Below are 18,936 nucleotides of genomic sequence, written 5' to 3'. Positions count from 1 at the left end.
TCATGAGATGCTCACTCCAAAATCTTCTTCTAAACTTTTTCCTGGGTAATGAAAGGGTACAGGGCCATCTGGCGCCGCATCTAAAAATTGTCTGACAAAAGGATCTGTTGAGCGACTCAATTCCTCAGGAGTTCCTTCTGCACCAATGCGGCCATTCGCTATGAAATACACATAATCAGCAATGGCAAAAGTTTCTTCAACATCGTGCGTAACCAATAAACTCGTGGCTCCCAGGGCGTTATTCAGATCGCGAATTAGGCGCGCTGTAATACCAAGAGAAATAGGGTCCAGGCCAGCAAATGGCTCGTCATACATGATGAGCGGTGGATCTAAAGCAATTGCTCTAGCGAGGGCAACACGCCTTGCCATACCACCAGAAATTTGTGAAGGCATTAAGTCTCTCGCACCGCGCAAACCTACTGCATTCAACTTCATGAGCACTAAGGAGTGCAAGAGTTCTTCACTGAGATCTGTATGTTCGCGAAGTGGAAAAGCAACGTTTTCAAAAACACTCAGGTCGGTGAACAAAGCGCCAAACTGAAAAAGCATTCCCATGCGACGACGGGCAGCCATCAACTTGGCACCATTCATCTTGCCAATGTCTTGACCTTCAAATAGAACCTGACCTGATTGAGCATTAAATTGCCCGCCGATCAAACGAAGGATTGTGGTCTTGCCACATCCGGAGCCACCCATCACAGCAACTACCTGACCACGTCGAAACTCCATACTGAGGCCAGATAAAATTTGTCTTTCGCCTGGTGCATAAGAAAAGTTGACGTCTTTAATAGAGACGACAACTTCACCTGCAGCTTGCTTACTTACATCCAATGAGTTTGGCTGGCTACTGTTCATATCTCCGATATTATCGGGGTAAAACAGATGACCCCATTAAATACTGGTCTACTGCTTGGGCGCATTGACGGCCTTCACGAATCGCCCAAACCACCAAAGATTGCCCGCGACGCATATCACCTGCAGCAAACACCTTAGCAACGTTCGTTTGATAGGCTTTTTGACCCTCTACTGTTGCTTTTGCGTTACCGCGAGCATCTTTTTCAACACCAAAAGCATTGAGCACTTGTTGTGCTGGAGATACAAAGCCCATTGCCAAGAAGACTAGATCGGCCTTGATTTCGAATTCTGAATTTGGCATTTCTGTCATCTTGCCGTCTTTCCACTCCAAGCGAACGCAGATGAGTTTCTCAAGTTTGCCGTTTTTACCTTCAAAACGCTTAGTAGCGACCGACCAATCACGATCACAACCTTCATCATGCGATGAGGAAGTGCGCAATTTCGTTGGCCAATAAGGCCATACCAATGGCTTATTTTCTTCTTCCGGTGGTTGTGGCATTAGCTCAAATTGAGTGACTTTTGCTGCGCCATGGCGATTTGATGTGCCGACGCAGTCAGACCCAGTATCACCACCACCAATCACGACCACACTCTTACCTGCCGCAGAAATGTCATTCTTAAAGTCGCCAGCATTCTCTTTATTTTGTGGAATCAAAAATTCCAAAGCGTAATGAACGCCAGCTAGCTCACGACCTGGAACAGGAAGATCACGAGGTTGCTCTGCACCACCCGTGATCACTACCGCATCAAAATCTTTCATCAACTGATCTGGTGAAACTGTTTTTGTTGAATAATTTTTAACTTCAGCGCCGATAGCTTCTTTACCAACAAAGACACCTGTTTCAAACTTGACGCCTTCAGCTTGCATCTGCTCAACGCGGCGATCAATTAACCACTTCTCCATTTTGAAGTCAGGGATACCGTACCGGAGTAAACCACCAATGCGATCGTTCTTCTCAAATACAGTGACATCATGGCCAACGCGCGCCAATTGCTGCGCAGCTGCCATACCAGCAGGGCCGCCACCAACTACAGCCACTTTTTTACCAGTTTTAGTTTTAGCAGGTTGTGGCTTAACCCAACCACTTTCCCAACCCTTATCAATAATGGCGTGCTCGATTGACTTAATGCCAACCGGAGCGCGATTAATACCTAAAGTACAAGCAGCCTCACAAGGCGCTGGGCAAATACGGCCAGTAAATTCAGGGAAGTTATTGGTCGATTGCAATACATCTAATGCATTCTTCCAATCGTTGTGAAATACCAAGTCATTAAAATCCGGAATGATGTTGTTTACTGGGCAACCGTTATTACAAAACGGGATGCCGCAGTCCATACAACGTGCGCCCTGAACTTTTGCCTCTTCATCCGTTAAAGCAGCAACAAACTCTTTGTAGTGATGGAGGCGTTTAGCAGGCGCTTCGTAAGTTTCATTTACGCGCTCAAACTCCATAAATCCTGTGACCTTACCCATATCGAATCCTTAGTATCTTTTCTAACTGTCTGTGTTGATTAAGTAAATTAAGCGGTAACGGGTTTGTTTTGCGCTTTTTCCCACAGCTCACCTAAAGCACGCTTGTACTCGGTTGGGAGCACCTTCACAAAACGTCCACGAGAATTTTCCCAATCGGCCAAGAGCGCTTTTGCACGCTCTGAACCGGTGTGACGGAAATGACGCTCAATTAAGCCCTTCAGAATTTGCTCGTCCGTTAAGCGCTCACCACCGTCTTTAACATCAATAGGAGCATGCCACTGTGCCTGAGGCATCTTGGCAATTTGCTCTGCAGAAGGCAATACTTTTTCAAGAGTAGCCATGCTGGTATTGCAACGCTTGTCGAATAAGCCATCTTCGTCATATACATAAGCAATACCACCACTCATACCAGCGGCAAAGTTACGACCGGTTGTGCCTAACACTACTACTGTGCCGCCAGTCATGTATTCACAACCATGATCGCCTGTGCCTTCAACTACCGTTGTGGCACCAGAGTTACGAACAGCAAAACGCTCTCCCGCTACGCCGTTGAAGAAGGCTTCGCCACCAATAGCGCCATACAGAACCGTATTGCCAACAATAATGTTTTGAGCTGTATCGCCGCGGAACTCATGTGGCGCACGCACAATCACACGTCCGCCTGATAAGCCTTTACCAACGTAGTCATTGCCGTCACCAACCAAGTCCAAAGTAACGCCATGCGCCAAGAAAGCAGCAAAACTTTGTCCGGCAGTGCCATTTAATTGAATGTGGATAGTGTCATCAGGCAGGCCTGCGTGGCCATAACGCTGAGCAATTTCACCAGAGAGCATCGCGCCGACAGTCCGGTTGACGTTCTTTACTGGAACGATGAAAGAAACTTTCTCGCCGCGCTGGATTGCAGGCTGACTCTTCTCAATCAGGATATTGTCGAGCGCACTTGCCAAACCATGATCTTGTGTGAGTACTTGATAACGCGGAACATCTGCGGGCACCTGTGGCGCAGCAAAAATCTTACTGAAATCTAAGCCATGCACTTTCCAGTTATCAATACCCTTTTTGGTATCTAAAAGATCAACGCGACCAATCAGATCATCAAACTTACGAATACCTAACTGCGCCATGATCTCGCGTGCTTCTTCTGCAATAAAGAAGAAGAAGTTCACAACATGCTCTGGCTTGCCGGCAAACTTCTTACGTAATTCTGGGTCTTGGGTAGCAACGCCCACCGGGCAGGTATTCAAGTGACACTTACGCATCATGATGCAACCTTCAACAACCAATGGTGCCGTTGCAAAACCAAATTCATCTGCGCCCAACAAAGCACCGATCACTACGTCACGACCAGTTTTCATTTGGCCATCAGCCTGAACACGAATGCGACTACGCAAGCGGTTGAGCACTAATGTCTGTTGGGTTTCAGCTAAGCCTAATTCCCATGGGGAACCAGCATGTTTGATCGAAGACAAAGGAGATGCGCCAGTACCGCCATCATGACCAGCAATCACAACGTGATCCGCCTTCGCTTTAGCAACACCAGCGGCAATCGTGCCAACGCCTACTTCGGAGACCAGCTTTACAGAAACATCGGCAGCAGGATTGACGTTCTTTAAGTCATGAATCAACTGGGCAATATCTTCAATTGAATAAATGTCATGGTGCGGAGGCGGAGAAATCAAACCAACGCCTGGCACTGAGTAACGCAACTTACCAATGTAATCAGAAACCTTGCCACCAGGTAATTGACCGCCTTCACCGGGCTTAGCGCCCTGAGCCATCTTGATCTGTAACTGGTCAGCGGAACGCAAGTACTCGGTGGTCACACCGAAACGACCAGATGCGACCTGTTTAATTTTGGAACGTAATGAATCACCATCCAACAAAGGAATATTCGCCTCAACAACATCGCTACCTAAGATGCTGGCTAAAGTTTCACCCTTCTTAATAGGAATGCCTTTGAGCTCATTCACGTAGCGATTTGGATCTTCGCCACCCTCACCAGTATTGGACTTACCGCCAATACGATTCATGGCGATCGCTAAAGTAGCATGCGCTTCAGTAGAAATAGAACCTAAAGACATCGCGCCCGTAGCAAAACGTTTCACGATTTCTTTTGCAGATTCCACTTCATCCAATGGAATCGCTTTTGCTGGGTCAATCTTGAATTCAAACAAACCACGCAATGTCATTTGACGCTTGCTTTGGTCATTGATGATGTTAGCGTACTCTTTATAGGTCTGATAACCCTTCTCAGCTCCAATACGGGTGGAGTGTTGCAACTTCGCAATGGTGTCGGGTGTCCACATGTGGTTTTCACCACGGATACGGAATGCATACTCACCACCAGCTTCAAGCATATTGGTCAATACTGGGTCATCACCAAATGCACCTGTGTGCATGCGTAAAGCTTCTTCAGCCACTTCAAATACACCGATACCACCAACATTGGATGGGGTGCCTTTGAAATACTGATCGATCACTTCATGATTTAAACCAATGGCTTCAAAAATTTGTGAGCCGGTATACGACATATAAGTGGAGATGCCCATCTTGGACATGACTTTTTGTAAGCCCTTACCAACGGCTTTAATAAAGTTCTTCACTGCCTTTTCAGCCGACAAGTCGCCTGATAAGCCTTTGGCCAATTCAGCCAGAGTTTCCATCGCGAGATACGGATGTACGGCTTCTGCACCATAGCCAGCCAAGAGTGCAAAGTGATGTGTCTCACGTGCGCTACCGGTTTCAACCACGAGGCCAACACTGGTACGTAAACCTTTTTCAACCAAATGCTGATGAATTGCTGAGGTTGCCAACAAGGCAGGAATCGCAACGTGCTTCTCGTCTACTTGGCGATCACTCACAATCAAGATGTTGTAGCCAGAGCGCACAGCATCTGCAGCCTCTGCACAAAGTGAGGCCAAACGCGCTTCAATCCCGGCTTTACCCCAGACTGCTGGATAGCAAATATCCAATTCATACGAACGGAATTTGCCATTGGTGTAATGACCAATATGGCGAATCTTCGTCATATCGTCAAAATCCAAAATGGGCTGACTGACTTCCAAGCGCATTGGTGGATTGATATTGTTGGTATCGAGCAAATTGGGTTTTGGTCCAATAAACGACACTAATGACATCACCATATTTTCACGAATCGAATCGATCGGAGGATTGGTAACTTGCGCAAACAACTGTTTGAAGTAGTTATATAGCGGCTTGTTCTTATTTGAAAGAACGGCTAATGGACTATCGTTACCCATCGAGCCAATAGCCTCTTCGCCATTCATTGCCATCGGCGCCATGAGGTACTTAATATCCTCTTGGGTATAACCAAAGGCTTGCTGGCGATCTAATAATTTTGCAGCTGGGCGAATGGTTGTTTTCTCATCAACGATGTCGTCCTTGCTGGAATCTACCTCGTCCAGCTTAACGCGTACTGCATCAATCCAGCTCTTATAAGGTTTTGCTTTTGAAACGGCATTTTTCAATTCAATGTCGTCAATAATGCGGCCTTGCTCCATATCAATCATGAACATCTTGCCTGGTTGCAAGCGCCACTTTTGAACAATCTTGTTTTCTGGAATAGGTAATACGCCGGCTTCAGAAGCCATGATGACTAAGTCATCGTCTGTTACGTAATAGCGTGCTGGACGTAAACCATTGCGATCTAAGGTTGCGCCAATTTGACGACCATCCGTAAAGGCCATTGCGGCTGGGCCATCCCATGGCTCCATCATTGCAGCATGGTATTCATAAAAAGCACGACGGTTTTCATCCATTAATGTGTGTTGTTCCCATGCCTCTGGAATCATCATCATCATGGCTTGCGCCAACGGGTAGCCTGCCATAACTAACAGCTCTAAGCAGTTATCAAAGCAAGCAGTATCTGATTGACCTGGATAAATCAGTGGCCATAGTTTTTTGAGGTCATCGCCTAATACTGGTGAGCTAACAGCCCCTTCACGTGCGTTAACCCAGTTAACGTTTCCTTTAACGGTATTGATCTCACCGTTGTGAGCAATCATGCGATAAGGATGGGCTAATTCCCAAGCTGGGAATGTGTTTGTAGAAAAGCGTTGATGTACTAACGCTAATGCTGAAACGGTACGTGGATCTTGCAAGTCTTCGTAATACGCGCCCACTTGGTTTGCCAAGAGCAAGCCCTTGTACACAATGGTACGGGCAGACATGGATGCAACAAAATATTCTTTGCCATGCTTTAGATGTAAATCCTGAATCGCATGGCTAGCGGTTTTACGAATCACATACAACTTACGCTCCAGCGCATCGGTTGTCATGATGTCTCGGCCACGGCCAATAAAAATTTGACGAATGAATGGCTCAGTCTTTCTAACAGTTGGAGACATTGGTAATTTCACATCTACCGGTACATCTCTCCAACCTAAAACAACTTGGCCTTCTAAACGCACTGTGCGTTCTAACTCTTGTTCACATGCCAAACGTGATGCGTTTTCTTTTGGCAAAAAAATCATGCCAACACCATACTCACCAAATGGTGGCAATGTCACGCCTTGCTTAGCCATCTCTTCGCGATAGAGCATATCTGGAATCTGAATTAAGATTCCGGCGCCATCACCCATTAGTGGATCGGCACCCACTGCTCCCCGATGATCTAAGTTCTCAAGAATCTTCAGACCCTGAGCAACGATCTCGTGCGATTTCTTACCTTTTATGTGCGCGACGAATCCGACGCCGCATGCATCATGCTCATTTCGTGGGTCGTATAAGCCCTGAGCTATTGGACGAAGATCTGTATTTGTTTGTGTAGTCATAGTATTTCCGAGGGCGACAAAGGCCTGATTACTTTTGGAGGATCAAATATAGGTGAATACCCATGTTGATGCAATAGAAATAAAATGAGTCTGTCCCATTTATTTATAGACCGCACCAAAATGAATTATTAAAATGGGGACAGACTAATAAGATTAGCGCCTACGTCTGTAATACCCTTGGGTCTGAGAATTCTCTAAGCTTCTGTATTAAAAGACTTTATCTTTCTGGGTCGGCCACGATAGCGAATTTGAGCTAGATCAGGATCGTCTTTAAACAATTTTTTAGCATAGATATCACTCACCCATGGCTTAGAGCGAATGAGAGATTCTGTGATTTGCCGATCTTCCCAATGGGGTGCGCCCTCTTTTACAAAGCCTGACCAACTCATCTGCCTTTCAAAGGGCGTATTACCTAACTTCCAAAAGTGTTGGTGATCGACCAGCCACGGCTCAGCATTTCCACCAATATGCGTTCCAAAGCTAGTCCACCCCGAATCTTGTGGCGTTGACTCAAATCCAGCTCTCACTGGATTGAGCTCTATATAGCGCTGACAACGCAGGAAGTAATCTGGGTCAATCAGAGAGGAACGATAGCGCCCTTCCCAAATCGTTCCCGAGCGATGATGCTGCTGATTGAAGTACTGTGCGTACCGCCTACCTAAAGATTGCATCGTTTTTGCTAAGGAATCTGCATTCTGCGGGGTCATTAGTAAATGCACATGATTAGGCATTAGCGCGTAGGCATGAACCGCACAAGAAAATTGTTTGGCTGCTTCGCGCAACCAGTCTAGATATATTCTGCGATCGGCGTCGCTATAAAAAAGCATTTCACGATTATTCCCACGCACCATGACATGCATGGCCTGACCAGGAATAACAGTACGTGCCTGTCTAGCCATGACTATGCGAACTATTGAAGTTCGCGAGTACCGCCACCTGTCGCAAACTCTGGAATAAACCAATCGCCATCTGCTTGCGTTACACCAGTCGGAACCTCGCGAGACGTTTGCGGGATATCTTTCAATGCGGTAGTCATATAAGAGATCCACATTGGCAATGCCAGACCGCCGCCAGTCTCTCGATCACCTAAGCTTGCTGGCTTATCAAAGCCAATCCAGGCAATCGCGACTACTTTAGGGTTGTAGCCAGCAAACCAAGCATCATGAGAATCATTAGTCGTGCCTGTTTTACCGGCAATATCGTTACGTCCCAATTTGGCTCTGGCACTGGCTGCCGTTCCCGTCTTTGTCACTTCTTGCAACATGCTATCCATGACAAAGGCCGTGCGGGCATCTAACACTCGTGGAGCACCATCTTCAACACTCGTCGGCTTAGCCTCAAATAGAATGTTTCCTTTCGAATCAACCATCTTATTGATTAGGTAAGGATCTACGCGATATCCACCATTTGCAAAAACACTATATGCGGATGCCATTTGCAAGGGCGTTACTGATCCCGCGCCTAAGGCCATTGTTAAATAGGGTGGGTGTTTCTCTGGCTCAAAACCAAAACGCTGAATATATTCCTGAGCATAGGAAGGTCCAATCGCACGAATAATCCGAACGGACACCAAGTTTTTAGACTTTGCTAGGGCAGTGCGCAAGCGCATCATGCCTTCATACTTACCATCGTAGTTCTTAGGCTCCCAAGCCTGACTGCCTGTCTCCATGCTGCCAATCGATAAAGGAGCATCATTGACCATGGTGCTGGGTGTGAAGCCTTTTTCAATCGCAGCTGCGTAGATAAAAGGTTTGAACGAAGAGCCTGGTTGACGCAGGGCTTGGGTCACGTGATTAAATTGATTGCGACGGAAATCAAAGCCACCGACCAATGAAAGAATCGCGCCCGTCTCTGCATTCATAGAAACAAAAGCCGCTTCAACTTGTGGCAACTGCGCTAATTTCCAAACGCCACTATCAAATAACAGTCTTACTACCGCACCGGGGCGCAAACGTTTTTTCGGTTGACTGCTATCCGTTAAAGAAGCTGAGGCTAATTTCAGGCCGTCGCCTTTAATCGTGATGACATCTCCTGTAGAGATCATGACCTGCATTTCCTTTGGCTTGGCATCCAACACCACGCCTGATTGCAAGTCATCTAACTGTGGATAAGCAAGCAAAGCCTCATCAATTGCACGCTGCCGCTTTACAGTGTCCTCAGGAAGATCAATAAATCCTTCAGGCCCTCGATAGGCATGACGCAAGTCGTACTCAAAAATTCCATGACGCACTGCCTTATAAGCTGCATCTTGATCTGCTTTCAAGATAGTCGTGTAGACATCTATTCCTTGTGAGTAGATTGCGTCCCCATACTGGGCAAGCAATATTTGCCTCACCATCTCTGACGGAAAATCAGCACGAGTACTGAACTCATTACCAAGACCGCGAATATGTAATTCTTCGGTCATGGCTTTTTTATAGTCTTCAGGCGTGATGTAAGACAAATCCCGCATACGCTGCAAAATATATTCCTGGCGTATTTTTGCGCGGCGAAAATTGGTAACCGGGTTATAGGCGGAAGGTGCTTTTGGCAATCCCGCCAACATAGCTGACTCAGCAATGCTGATATCTTTCAACTCTTTGCCAAAATAAATTTGGGCAGCACTAGAAAAGCCAAAAGCCCTTTGACCCAAGAAGATCTGATTCATATAGATTTCGAGGATCTTGTCTTTGCTTAACTGTGACTCGATTTCCCAGGCAAGCAGAATTTCATAAATCTTCCGGCTAAAGGTTTTTTCATTGCTTAAGAAGAAGTTGCGAGCAACCTGCATGGTGATAGTTGATGCGCCTTGCGATAAGTGGCCTCGTAAATTGGCGGTGGCTGCCCTTATAACGCCCACATAGTCCACACCGCCATGCGAATAAAAACGATCGTCCTCGGTGGCTATCACCGCATTACGCATACTGAGCGGAATTTCGCTTAAAGGGATCACTTTGCGCCGCTCCTCGCCAAACTCTCCGATCAGAACCTTATCTGCCGTATAAATCCGCAGTGGCGTCTTAGGGTTGTAGTCCGTTAGCGCAGAAATTTTGGGTAGATTTGGTTTAGCGATCAAAAAGGCATAGCCCAGCAGCAAAGTAAACACCAAAGCAAACACGACGCCAATAATGAGCAAAGCCTTAACTAATGGATTGCTACCTGATTTCCCATTGGAGGCAGACTTCACTCCATATTGACGCGGGCGTCTATCAGGGAATCTATTCGACCGCTGATTTAGCGGCGGCCTGTCTTTTGGGGGGAGAGCCATAAGCTCAAATTATAGGGTGCTTGGGCTATTTTCCTAAAACTCTAAAACCCCAGGACTCAGAAAATCTTGCAGGCTTTTTCTGACAGAAGGATCTGACCCGTCTGATGGCATTTCCACATAGGCGACTGAACAATGAGATATGCCTAAGAGACATATTTCCCCGCAGTCATTTGATGACATTCTCAGTGAATTGGGGGATGACCCCGCCATCCCTGACCCCCATGGAATTCGTAAATCTTCCGCGCCTAAGGAGCCTGCCTACCCAAGCTCCAACTCCGTAAAAAGTGACCTTCTAGGGAGCCTTGATTTCCAGGCCAAGAGTAAAAATATATGGCTATTTCTAGTCTTGATAGGCTCTGCTGTTGCCATATTTTCGATCCTCTTTTTAGCGCTTGAGCCGTTCAAAAATGATTCCCAGCTCGCGCTTGAGAAGACTCAACATCAACTGATGGAGCTCAAAAAAGAATTTGCACAATACCAAAATAATATAGAGATAGAGCAAGATGATTTATATCTAGCAATGGATGAATTAGAAGTAAGTATTCACTCTAAATTAATAACAACACCCCAGACCAAGACTTCAAGCGCCCCGAAGATCGATCCCCATGAGACTGAACTGCGTCGTTGGCGGTATTTGGGGATGACCCAAGTTGGGGGCGTCCAGCAAGCTTTTTTCCTCAGCAGCCAAGCTCGATTCTCCTTGCAACTAGGAAGCCCAGTTTTGGGTGATTGGCGCCTTTCTGAAATCCAAAAAACCCAAGCAACTATCACCAACCCCAAAGGTAAATCCTTAATCTTGAAAGCGTCAAAAATCGAATGAAACCACCACTCTTCAAGCTCCAAATTTGTATCGCCTCTTTTGCCTTTTCCATCAGTTTTTGGCTGGGTTCAGCAAAGGCAACTATCCCATCCCAAGTGCCTCTGGATACTCCTATCAGTTTGCAATTTACCGATATTGAGCTATCTGAACTTCTCCAAATTCTGGCCAAAATAGGGGGAGCCAATTTTCTTTTGAGCGAATCTATCAAAGGGACGATTTCAGTTGACCTGACTAATACCCCTTGGCAAACAGCCCTTCATTCCATCATTGCTAGCAGGGGTCTGCGATTGGCGCGCAATGGTGATATCTACTGGATTGGCCCTCATTCAGAAATACAGGCATTTCAAAAATTCCGCAGAGAAGATGCCGCATTACCCTTTGGAGGAGACCACATTAATAGCCCAAGGCAAATTCTCATTGAGGCAAGAATCGTGGAGGCAGACCAACGATTTGCCCGCGAACTCGGCATGAAGCTGGGGTATCAAGCAAATGAGATTGGGGGCCATCCAGACCAAAAGCTGAATGCCAATCTAGATTTAGCAGGTACTGGCCTCAGCGGTTTCAACCCAGCAAGCCTGGCTGCCATCTTGGTTTCTAAGAATGCAAGCCGCTTATTGCAAATGGAGCTTTCTGCCCTAGAGTCCGATGGTCAAGGAAAAATTCTCTCTAATCCTCGCATCATGACTGGGGATCAGGTGAAGGCAACGATCGAACAAGGTACTGAGCTACCTTATCAAACCACCTCCCAAAGTGGCAGCAAATTGCAGTTCCGCAAAGCCAATCTACGCTTGGAGGTTTTGCCGAAAATCCATCCGGATGGCAAGATATCCATGCTGGTAGGCATCAATAAAGACACGATTGGCATGAAAACTGAGCAGGGTTATGCCATTGATACCAAAAACCTCAGCTCAGAAGTCACTGTAGAAAATGGAGGGACTGCCATCATTGGGGGCATCTTTCAGACAACCGAACGCGAGGATGAAGTCAAAGTCCCCTTATTGGGCGATATTCCCCTCATAGGTCATTTATTTCGCCATAAATCAAAGTTAGAAGATAAAACTGAGCTACTGGTCTTCTTAACTCCCACTGTCCTTGATAAACCCTAATAAAATCTGAGGGTGAACTCTTCATCCAACAATATCTTTCTGATCGGCCTGATGGGCGCAGGAAAATCGACTGTTGGAAAAGTGCTTGCCAAAAAATTGGGGCGTCGTTTTCTGGATGCTGACCATGTCATTGAAGATCGCTGCGGAGTCAAGATTCCTGTCATCTTTGAGATGGAAGGTGAAGAAGGTTTCCGCAAGCGTGAAGCGCAAGCGATCAATGAAATTACCGCTGAGCACGATATTATTTTGGCGACTGGAGGTGGCGCAGTGCTGCTTCCAGAAAATCGCAAAGCACTTGGCGAGCGAGGGGTTGTCATTTACCTCCATGCAAACCCAATTGAACTTTGGCATCGCACAAAAGGTGGGGAAGGTCGCCCACTGTTAAGAAATGGTGATGCCAAAAAAATTCTAGAGGATTTATATGCCATTCGCGACCCCCTCTATCGTGAAATCGCAGACCATGTGATTGAGACTGGTAAACCCAGCGTAAATCAATTGGTCAACACTTTAATCATGCAGCTTGAACTGTCCTCCTGAAATTCTTATGAAAACACTTGAAGTAGATCTCGGCATTAGAAGCTATCCAATCCACATTGGTACGGACCTGATTGATCAGCCCGCACTTTTTAGCGCCTGCGAGAAAGCCACTTCAATTTATATCGTTACCAATACAACAGTCGAGCCGCTCTATGCCGAACGCCTTACGAAAACTTTAGAAAAACTTGGTAAGCCCGTCAGAAGAATTGTTTTGCCAGATGGCGAATCTTATAAAGACTGGAAAAATCTACAGCTGATATTTGATGCCCTGCTGACCCATGGCGCTGATCGCCAAACGATGTTGGTTGCGCTGGGAGGTGGTGTCATTGGTGACATGACTGGCTTTGCGGCCGCTAGCTTTATGCGCGGTATTCGCTTCATTCAAGTACCCACTACGCTATTAGCGCAAGTCGATTCATCAGTTGGCGGCAAAACAGGCATTAATCATCCGCTTGGCAAAAATATGATTGGCGCCTTTCATCAGCCAGAAGCTGTCATCGCAGATTTAAATACTTTAAAAACACTTCCTCCACGTGAGCTGTCTGCCGGTCTGGCTGAAGTCATTAAACATGGTGCAATTGCTGATGCCCAATTTTTAGATTGGATTGAAGCTAACCCCAAAGCCTTGTTGGCTTGCGATACAGAAGCAATGGCTCACGCAGTATTGCGTTCTTGCGAAATCAAGTCTGCCGTAGTTTCTGCAGATGAACGAGAGGGTGGTATTCGCGCTACCCTCAACTTTGGCCACACCTTTGGTCACGCCATCGAAGCCGGTATGGGTTATGGAGAATGGCTGCACGGTGAAGCGGTAGGCTGCGGAATGGTATTGGGCGCAGACCTATCTTGCCGACTTGGCCACATCACCCAAGTGGAAGTCGATCGCTTAACAAAGATTATTCAATCGATGAGCCTTCCAATTAAGCCACCTAAATTTGGTGCCGAGCGTTACATGGAACTCATGCAAGTAGATAAAAAGACTGAGGGCAGAACCATCCGCTATGTCCTTCTAGAAAAAATCGGCAAAGCACAGATTAAGAGCGTAGCTGATGCAACCGTGCTTGAAACTCTAAAAGCCACGGGCGCGGCTTAATGCATTCAGGAATTACTTTAGCAAATCAATCTTGACTGATTTACCTGCCTGAGCACTAGCAAACTCAGATAAGTCACTCAATAGCTCACGTCCCGTTTTGGTGTCTAACCATAATGGGGCAACTAGGGTTCCCGACCAGCGATAGTGGTAGCCGCCAGACTTAGCTGCCACCCAAATCTCATGCAATGGTGTTTGCGTGTTCACTACGATGACACTGCGATCGCGGAACCGAATATTAATCACATTACCGCCTTGACGCTCTACATCTAGATCCAGATCTAGTTCGTCGTCGGCAGTCTCTAAAGCCACCTCGATTGAGTGCAGCAAATTAGCCCCCAACTGATGAAATTGCTTGTCATCAATCCGTTCTGAAGTGGCATTATTTGGCTTCATTGGCGAGTCCTGCATGCTATATTCAATCATTCGTTTTAGAGACATTCATGATAGCGATTCTTATAAGAACCCTCGGTATTAGCCTCCTAATATCCCTTGTGGGATGTGGGGTTAGAGGACCGCTTTATTTACCAAACCCGCTGCCCGCACCAACAGCCCCAAGCGAGCCAGAGCCTAAAGGCAAGCTGTATCCACCCCAAAGCACTAGCGTAACCACTCCACCTCCGGTAAAGCAATGAAAAGCCCTGTAATCCCTCTTCCCACATTATCTGGATTCTCAGAGCGCAATGGCGCCTGGTACGCAGAAGATGTCCCATTGGCTGATTTAGCAAAAGAGTTTGGGACGCCACTCTATATCTATAGCAAAAAAGCGTTAACGGAGGCCTACCAAGCCTATGACCGCGCCTGCCTCGATGGCAAAGGCAAGCGTCGCGCCCGCGTTCATTTTGCAATGAAGGCTAATAGCAATTTAGCGGTCATTGATTGCTTCAAAAAATTAGGCGCAGGATTTGACTTGGTTAGCGGCGGCGAACTAGCCCGCGCCTTAACAATCGGAGCCGATCCTCAAAGCCTGGTATTTGCTGGCGTTGGAAAATCCGCCGAAGAAATCGCCCAAGCATTAAAGGCGGGCGTTAAATGTATCAACGTTGAATCCATTGCAGAGCTTCATAAAATTAACCGCGTTGCCCAAGAACTCAACTGTCGCGCGCCGATTTCTTTGCGCGTAAATCCAGATGTGGATGCGCAAACGCATCCTTATATTTCTACTGGCTTAAAAGGCAATAAATTTGGTATTGCATATCACGAAGTTTTAAAAACATATCGTGAGGCCGCCTTACTTTCGCAAATTGATGTGGTTGGTATTGACTGCCATATTGGTTCACAAATTACCACTACTGCACCGTATTTAGATGCACTCGACAAGGTCTTAGATCTTGTCTCCCACCTTCATAAAGAAGGTATTGAAATTCATCATCTTGATTTAGGTGGTGGCCTTGGCATCTCCTACGGCGAAGAAACGCCACCTGACATTACGGCCTTCACAAATACATTGCTTGATCGCGTTGCTGAACGTGGCTTTGGACATCTTGATGTCGTGCTTGAGCCAGGTAGATCATTGGTAGGCAATGCTGGCGTTCTGCTGACCAAGGTGGAATATCTCAAGCCTGGTGCAGAGAAAAACTTTTGTATTGTTGACGCAGCAATGACAGAACTCATGCGCCCCGCTCTTTATGAGGCGTATCACGGCATCGTTCCGGTGGAAACTAAAGCAGTGAAAAGTTCGACCTATGACGTCGTTGGTCCTGTCTGTGAATCCGGTGACTGGCTAGGAAAAGATCGCGATCTTGCAGTTGAGGAAGGCGATCTTTTGGCTATTCTGTCTGCAGGGGCTTATGGCTTTGTGATGGCCTCGAACTACAACACTAGACCCAAGCCAGCAGAGATTATGGTTGATGGAAAAAATGCTTACGTCATTCGGGCCCGCGAAAATATGAAAGACCTTTTCGCTCATGAAATGGTTCTGCCCAAATAAGAATATTCAATTGAAAAGCAATCAATCTTAGGCAATAAAAAACCCCGCTCAGTTCAGCGGGGTTTTTGTTTTGGAGCTGCTAACTATTAACGCAAGCCGGCCATGTAATCTGCAACTGCTTTCATTTCCTGATCGGAGAGTCTTGCGGCAACGATTGCCATCTGCGGACTATTTTTACGAGTGCCTTCACGGAAAGCGAGTAATTGAGCATTTGAATACTCTGCCCATTGACCGCCTAAGCGAGGATATTGAGCTGGGATACCAGCGCCATTTGGACTATGACAAGCTGCACATGCTGGGACACCCTTTGAGGCGATGCCACCGCGATAAATACTCTGGCCCAGTTCAATAGTGTCTTTATTTTGCGCAACGCCTTGAGATGGAGCCTGCTTAGAAAGGAACGCAGCGATATTGTTCATATCTTGTTCGGTCAGGGTAGCAGCCATACCCATCATGATTGGGTTCGCACGGCTACCATCTTTAAAGTTTTTCAACTGCTTGGCTGTGTAAGCAGCATGCTGGGCAGCCAATTTAGGCCATGTACCTACTGCGCTTTGGCCCTTGGGACCATGGCAAGTAATGCAGGCTACAACGCCACGCGTAGAGTCTCCAGCGCTATAGAGGGTCTCGCCAGCGGCTGCATCTGTTTTTGGCTTGCCAGGCACCGCTGGAGCCTTGGCTTCAGCGGCAGGAGCTGCCATAGGGGCTGCATCAGCAGCATTTGCCAGGCCAGAAACACTGAACAGGGCGAAAATAGAGAGGGCCGCGAAACCAGCACGAAGACCAGTTAATTTGGAGATTTGAGAGCTTTGACGCATTATGTTTACCTTGGCAAAAATTCCTAAAAGTGTTTGGGCCCTACATTTACAACCTTTTACCCAACACCATGAGATATTTCATGATTTTGCGTGATTTTACAATAGCTTCAGGACATGTCTAAACTCTTTCAAGCCCGTTTCGCAACCACAGTCAATGACACCCATTGTCTGCCCAGCACCCCATTGCGTGAGGTTGCCTTTGCTGGCCGCTCAAATGCGGGCAAATCTAGCGCTATTAACGTCCTTTGTAACCAAAAAAGATTGGCTTTTTCTAGTAAAACGCCTGGTCGCACGCAACATATCAATTATTTTGGCCTTTTCGCAAAAGATGATCTTTTGGCTTATTTGGTGGATTTGCCTGGTTATGGCTACGCAGCGGTCAATCGCGAAACCAAATACCACTGGAATACCCTCCTGAGCGATTACTTACAAGTCAGAGATCAATTGGTGGGTATGGTGCTGATTGTTGATGCCCGTCGCGGCATTACCGATCTAGACGAACAAATGATTCAATGGTTTGTGCCAACTGGTAAACCAATTCATGTCCTACTCAGCAAATGCGACAAGCTTAATAAGACCGAGTGCAAGCACACCCTTGAAGCGGTAACAAAACAATTGCAACAATACGATCCAGTACTCCCAGGTGGCGTGGGTGACTCTAAGCAACTTACGGCACAATTGTTCTCCAGCACCAAGCGCATTGGGCTTGAAGAAGCAGATAATTTAGTGCTTAAATGGTTATTTGAAGCAGAGACTACAGAAGATGAAATCACCAGCTAACTCGTTATTACACTTCCCAGCACATCGCCCCCGTCGCATGCGACGCGATGATTGGTCGCGCCGTTTAATGCAAGAAAACAGCGTAAGCCCTAACGACCTCATCTATCCAGTATTTTTGCTTGAAGGCAGCAATCAATCGCAAGCCGTTGCCTCGATGCCAGGGGTAAATCGTGTGTCATTAGATTTACTTTTCTCAGTAGCGCAAGAATGCGTGGCATTGGGCATCCCTGTCATGGCTTTGTTCCCCGTCATTGATTCTGCTTTAAAAACACCTGATGGCAAGGAAGCTTTCAATCCAAATGGATTGATTCCTACGGCTGTTAAAGAACTCAAAAAGCGTTTCCCTACTCTTGGCATCATGACCGATGTTGCCTTGGATCCCTATACCAGTCATGGGCAAGATGGTGTTTTAGATGCTGAAGGTCGTATTCTCAATGATGAAACTACAGCTATATTGGTTCAGCAGGCAGTCGCGCAAGCGCAAGCTGGCGTAGACATTGTTGCTCCATCCGACATGATGGATGGCCGCATCGGGAAAATTCGTGAAGCGCTCGAACAGAAGAATTTAATTCACACCCGCATCATGGCCTACTCTGCAAAGTATGCATCCGCTTTCTACGGCCCCTTCCGTGATGCCGTTGGTTCTGCAAAAAATTTAGGCAAAGCCGATAAAAAAACATACCAAATGGATTCGGCTAATAGCGATGAAGCTATTCATGAGGTTGCACTTGATATCAGCGAAGGTGCTGATATGGTGATGGTGAAACCAGGTATGCCTTATTTAGATATTGTGCGCAGAGTGAAAGATACTTTTGAATATCCTACTTACGCGTACCAAGTAAGCGGTGAATATGCCATGCTCAAAGCCGCTGCACAAAATGGCTGGCTAGATCACGATGCCGTCATGATGGAATCCTTGCTCGCATTTAAACGTGCTGGAGCAGATGGAGTATTAACTTACTTTGCACTTGAAGCAGCAAGACTAATCAAGCTGAGCAAGTAAAGCAGTAGTGAGTGGGTCTCCGACCCTGATATCGCCACCCTCTAAGACTTGAGCCCTGATGCCACCTTTGTTTTCAAAGGCTGTCAGAAAATGAATTTTCTTAGATAACTTGGCTGGGCGCTCACAAGGAATACACAGTTCAGTAGCTTTAAGCCTGACCGTCCCCAAGTAAAACTCCTTCCCAAGTAAATGATTGAGCGCTTCTGCCGACATTCCCTCAATCACAATATTTCTTCTAGTCTCGCTATCGAGGTATTTTTTTAAGCCCCCTGCGTGCAGTCCCTCATTGGCAGCATCAATTCCTTCTCGCGTGATGAGAGAGATATCTCTCACCTTTGGCGGGTTTGATTTTGAGTATGCGCCCACGCCTGCTGCATATCTATCCTCTTCGATACCCTTGTTGCGAATGGCCCTGACGCTTTCTTTTTGGATCATTGGCGAGCCAGCCTCAAGAGCCGTATAGATACTCTGTATGCTTGGCATGCT

Annotated in this window: 16 protein-coding genes; 8 read left to right on the top strand and 8 right to left on the bottom strand. The window is 46.7% G+C overall.

Features of this window, described 5'->3' with window-relative positions; genetic code table 11:
- The 5 genes from ICN49_RS00415 to ICN49_RS00395 form a co-directional block, all read right to left on the bottom strand.
- Window positions 1–855 (bottom strand): ABC transporter ATP-binding protein, encoded by an 855-nt coding sequence (locus ICN49_RS00415; RefSeq protein ID WP_216164317.1) that lies wholly within the window; start codon window positions 853–855, stop codon window positions 1–3.
- Between the two features lie 10 nt (window positions 856–865).
- The gene (locus ICN49_RS00410) at window positions 866–2,329 is read right to left on the bottom strand and encodes a glutamate synthase subunit beta (RefSeq protein WP_216164314.1); all 1,464 of its coding nucleotides are present in this window, start codon (window positions 2,327–2,329) and stop codon (window positions 866–868) included.
- A gap of 47 nt (window positions 2,330–2,376) precedes the next feature.
- Complete coding sequence (locus tag ICN49_RS00405; RefSeq protein ID WP_216164311.1) at window positions 2,377–7,122, bottom strand: glutamate synthase-related protein; 4,746 nt, start codon at window positions 7,120–7,122, stop codon at window positions 2,377–2,379.
- 194 nt (window positions 7,123–7,316) lie between these two features.
- A complete protein-coding gene (locus ICN49_RS00400; RefSeq protein ID WP_216164309.1) occupies window positions 7,317–8,021 on the bottom strand; it encodes a transposase in 705 nt (234 codons plus the stop codon).
- 11 nt (window positions 8,022–8,032) lie between these two features.
- Window positions 8,033–10,369, bottom strand: a complete 2,337-nt coding sequence (locus tag ICN49_RS00395; RefSeq protein ID WP_216164306.1) for a penicillin-binding protein 1A — start codon at window positions 10,367–10,369, stop codon at window positions 8,033–8,035.
- 139 nt (window positions 10,370–10,508) lie between these two features.
- Between ICN49_RS00395 and ICN49_RS00390 the strand changes: the two genes are divergently transcribed.
- The 4 genes from ICN49_RS00390 to aroB are packed head-to-tail and all read left to right on the top strand — an operon-like array spanning window position 10,509 to window position 13,922.
- Entirely contained in the window at window positions 10,509–11,189 is a 681-nt protein-coding gene (locus ICN49_RS00390) for a hypothetical protein (RefSeq protein WP_216164303.1), read from the top strand.
- Entirely contained in the window at window positions 11,186–12,295 is a 1,110-nt protein-coding gene (locus tag ICN49_RS00385) for a secretin GspD/PilQ domain-containing protein (RefSeq protein ID WP_216164300.1), read from the top strand. The genes ICN49_RS00390 and ICN49_RS00385 overlap by 4 nt, the downstream gene beginning before the upstream one ends.
- Window positions 12,296–12,301: 6 nt before the next feature.
- On the top strand, window positions 12,302–12,832 hold the full coding sequence (locus ICN49_RS00380) for a shikimate kinase (protein ID WP_439650834.1): 531 nt from the start codon (window positions 12,302–12,304) through the stop codon (window positions 12,830–12,832).
- A 7-nt stretch (window positions 12,833–12,839) separates the two neighbouring features.
- A complete protein-coding gene (gene aroB / locus ICN49_RS00375) occupies window positions 12,840–13,922 on the top strand; it encodes a 3-dehydroquinate synthase (RefSeq protein WP_216164298.1) in 1,083 nt (360 codons plus the stop codon).
- 12 nt (window positions 13,923–13,934) lie between these two features.
- Here aroB and cyaY read toward each other — a convergent pair whose 3' ends face one another.
- Window positions 13,935–14,315, bottom strand: coding sequence for an iron donor protein CyaY (gene cyaY, locus ICN49_RS00370; protein WP_216164295.1), 381 nt, complete (start codon window positions 14,313–14,315; stop codon window positions 13,935–13,937).
- Between the two features lie 47 nt (window positions 14,316–14,362).
- On the opposite strand from cyaY, the gene lptM reads away from it, so the two are divergent.
- Window positions 14,363–14,554: an LPS translocon maturation chaperone LptM gene (gene lptM / locus ICN49_RS11710; protein ID WP_223146601.1), complete on the top strand. Its 192-nt coding sequence runs from the start codon at window positions 14,363–14,365 to the stop codon at window positions 14,552–14,554.
- Window positions 14,551–15,849, top strand: a complete 1,299-nt coding sequence (lysA, locus tag ICN49_RS00365; protein ID WP_216164293.1) for a diaminopimelate decarboxylase — start codon at window positions 14,551–14,553, stop codon at window positions 15,847–15,849. Before lptM ends, lysA begins: the two co-directional genes overlap by 4 nt.
- An 86-nt stretch (window positions 15,850–15,935) precedes the next feature.
- Here the strand turns inward: lysA and ICN49_RS00360 are convergent, their stop codons facing one another.
- Window positions 15,936–16,667, bottom strand: a complete 732-nt coding sequence (locus ICN49_RS00360; RefSeq protein WP_216164290.1) for a c-type cytochrome — start codon at window positions 16,665–16,667, stop codon at window positions 15,936–15,938.
- A 114-nt stretch (window positions 16,668–16,781) separates the two neighbouring features.
- Between ICN49_RS00360 and yihA the strand changes: the two genes are divergently transcribed.
- Window positions 16,782–17,447 carry a ribosome biogenesis GTP-binding protein YihA/YsxC gene (yihA, locus tag ICN49_RS00355; RefSeq protein WP_216164287.1) on the top strand — a complete coding sequence of 222 codons (666 nt, stop codon included), beginning with the start codon at window positions 16,782–16,784 and terminating at the stop codon, window positions 17,445–17,447.
- Window positions 17,431–18,450, top strand: coding sequence for a porphobilinogen synthase (gene hemB, locus ICN49_RS00350; protein ID WP_216164283.1), 1,020 nt, complete (start codon window positions 17,431–17,433; stop codon window positions 18,448–18,450). The genes yihA and hemB overlap by 17 nt, the downstream gene beginning before the upstream one ends.
- On the opposite strand, the gene ICN49_RS00345 is transcribed toward hemB, so the two are convergent.
- Window positions 18,430–18,933, bottom strand: a complete 504-nt coding sequence (locus tag ICN49_RS00345) for an MOSC domain-containing protein (RefSeq protein WP_216164282.1) — start codon at window positions 18,931–18,933, stop codon at window positions 18,430–18,432. The two genes, hemB and ICN49_RS00345, sit on opposite strands and share 21 nt — an antisense overlap.
- Window positions 18,934–18,936 lie beyond the last annotated feature (3 nt).

The organism is Polynucleobacter finlandensis, from assembly GCF_018881755.1.
In the GTDB taxonomy this organism is placed as follows: domain Bacteria; phylum Pseudomonadota; class Gammaproteobacteria; order Burkholderiales; family Burkholderiaceae; genus Polynucleobacter; species Polynucleobacter finlandensis.
This window is presented reverse-complemented; position numbering and strand designations above follow the sequence as displayed.